The following is a 2,194-nucleotide window of genomic DNA, read 5'->3' as shown; positions in this document are numbered from 1 at the left end:
AAGAATGACAAGCCATAACCGAAACACGTAATCTGAGTAAACGGTATGACGGTGGATCGCCGGAGCCTGCTCCCCGAAGTCGAGGCGTTGGTGGACGTCCTGCAGCACCAACAGATCACCGATGGCGACACCGTGCTCGACGAACTAACGGAGAGCGCGGTCAAATCCGTCCCGGGCGCCGAATACGCCAGCATCACGGTTGTGTCCCGGCACGGCACGATACATACGGTGTCGGCGACGGGCCGTTACCCGGCCTTACTCGATGAAATCCAGCAGCGTCACCGCGAGGGACCGTTTTCGTCGGCGGCCTGGGAACAGCATGTAATCCGGATCGACAACCTGGCGAGCGAAGAGCGCTGGCCGGCCTACTGCCGCGACGCGCTCGACGAGACGCCGATCCGGTCGCAGATGTCGTTCCAGTTGTTCGCCGATCATCAGACCATTGGGGCGTTGAATTACTTTGCCGAACAACCGAATGCCTTCGACGACGACGCGGTGGAGCTCGGGCTGATCCTGGCCACTCACACGGCCTTGGCCTGGAATATGGCGCGTCGCGACGAGCAGTTCCGCAGCGCGCTGGCATCCCGCGACATCATCGGCCAGGCCAAGGGAATGATCATGGAGCGGTTCAAAATCGATGCTTTGCAGGCGTTCGAATTACTCAAGCGGTTGTCCCAAACCGTGAATACGCCGTTGGTCCAAGTGGCCCGCCACCTCGTCAAGTCCGAGCGCCCTGGCTGATCGCCGACACGGAGCAACTTCGAGAATCCGACTAAAGCCGGTTTTCCGGGCCGATGACCGCCCAAACCGTCTTCCCCGACGGTGTCGGTGCGCTGCCCCAGGCCCGGCACACCGAGGCGACGATGGCCAGACCAGAGACGCGCTCGCCCCCCCGGCACGGATCCTCATGGCGGACCGCCGGCCGTGAGCTGCTGTCTCGCACCGAGATGGTTACCGTCGCACGGTCGGCTTCCAGCATCAGTACCGGCGCGCTGGCCGTGTGCTGCAGCGCGTTCTCGACGAACACGTTGCCAATTATCGTGGCTACCGGGATGAGCTCGACACGGGACCACTCGGCCAGCCAGGCGGCCACCAATTCGCGGGACCTGCGGAGGCTGGCAAGTGAGGCGGGCAGTTCAGCCCGAGCCCGTCGCCGGGCAGGCCGACCGTCGGTGAGAGCACCCAACGCCGCTTCGACAGTTGCATAAACAGGCACATAGCGAGTTACGCCTTTGCGTACGATCGCGGCCCGGCGTCCCGCGTTCCCACACACCAAGACGATCGGAACATTCGGCCAGGTATGCACATGCCAGCGCGCGCTGGTGAACACCGACAATGCGGAGGACGCCTTGACATCGAGTTCGTTGACGTCGACGAGGACCGCTCGCGGCTCATCTAGCGCGGCCGCTATGACGGCGTCCCGCAGCCGCAAGTAGGTGCTGCTGTCCAGGACACCCTCGGCGGTGAGCAGATAGGCAGTTCCCGCGGTTTCCGCGGCAACTGTCAAATCGCCGGTCCCCCTAGACACCGTGCTCCGTAACGCTCGCCACTGTTGGGCGTTTACCCAAACGAGGGCTGTGGCAATCGTGTTACCCGGCAGCTCACCAGATTATGTGTGTCGGCTGGTCAGCGCGATGTCCTCCAGCGCGAACGGCGGCAAGCCCACGCCGGCGATGGTGTGCGTGCCCTGCGGTGTTTCCTCGATGATGCGCGTCGGCGCACTACGCGCGCCCACCGCCAAGGTCAACGTTCGGGCCCGGACCAGGTCCTCGGGCAATATGTCGAAAATGGTTCCCTGCCAGTGATATTGGCCGTCGATCGGGTCAACATGGCCGATCAGCTGGACGCGCACGTGTTTGCTCGCGCCGGCGGCCGTCAGGATTGCCTGCCCGTCATAGGTATCGTCGTGCACACCTTCAGACGGCGAGGAGACGTCGAATGCGGATGCCACTATGCGTTGGTTGGGCCGATGCAGGTGGACGCGCTCGTTGAACACTTGTTGGCTGCTGCGGCGCACCTCAATGCGAGTGTGTCCTTTCAAAAGCTCGAGGCATTCGATGACGTCGTGCAACGCCGCTTCGACGTTAGGCCCGTCCACGATGAAGTAATTCGGGAAGCCGTGAATCGCGATCCCGGGGTAGGGTTCGGCGCCGTCAATCCAACCTTGCTGGATGGTCTGGCCACGGGCGCCAAC

3 protein-coding genes are annotated in these 2,194 nt (G+C 63.2%); 1 reads left to right on the top strand and 2 read right to left on the bottom strand.

The genetic code is table 11. From position 1 onward, the window contains the following. Positions 1–45: 45 nt before the first annotated feature. Positions 46–741, top strand: a complete 696-nt coding sequence (locus WBF82_RS24255) for a GAF and ANTAR domain-containing protein (protein WP_424385467.1) — start codon at positions 46–48, stop codon at positions 739–741. Positions 742–772: 31 nt separating this feature from the next. On the opposite strand, the gene WBF82_RS24250 is transcribed toward WBF82_RS24255, so the two are convergent. Continuing rightward, positions 773–1,528: an STAS domain-containing protein gene (locus WBF82_RS24250; RefSeq protein WP_424385466.1), complete on the bottom strand. Its 756-nt coding sequence runs from the start codon at positions 1,526–1,528 to the stop codon at positions 773–775. A gap of 81 nt (positions 1,529–1,609) precedes the next feature. Beyond that, positions 1,610–2,194, bottom strand: a 585-nt coding sequence (locus WBF82_RS24245) for a DUF4873 domain-containing protein (protein ID WP_424385465.1), incomplete at its 5' end; no start/stop codon positions are given.

The sequence above is a fragment of the Mycobacterium sp. genome, assembly GCF_049673265.1.
Classification (GTDB): Bacteria; Actinomycetota; Actinomycetes; order Mycobacteriales; family Mycobacteriaceae; genus Mycobacterium.
The sequence above is the reverse complement of the archived record's forward strand: the minus strand, read 5'-3'. Positions and strand labels throughout refer to the sequence as shown.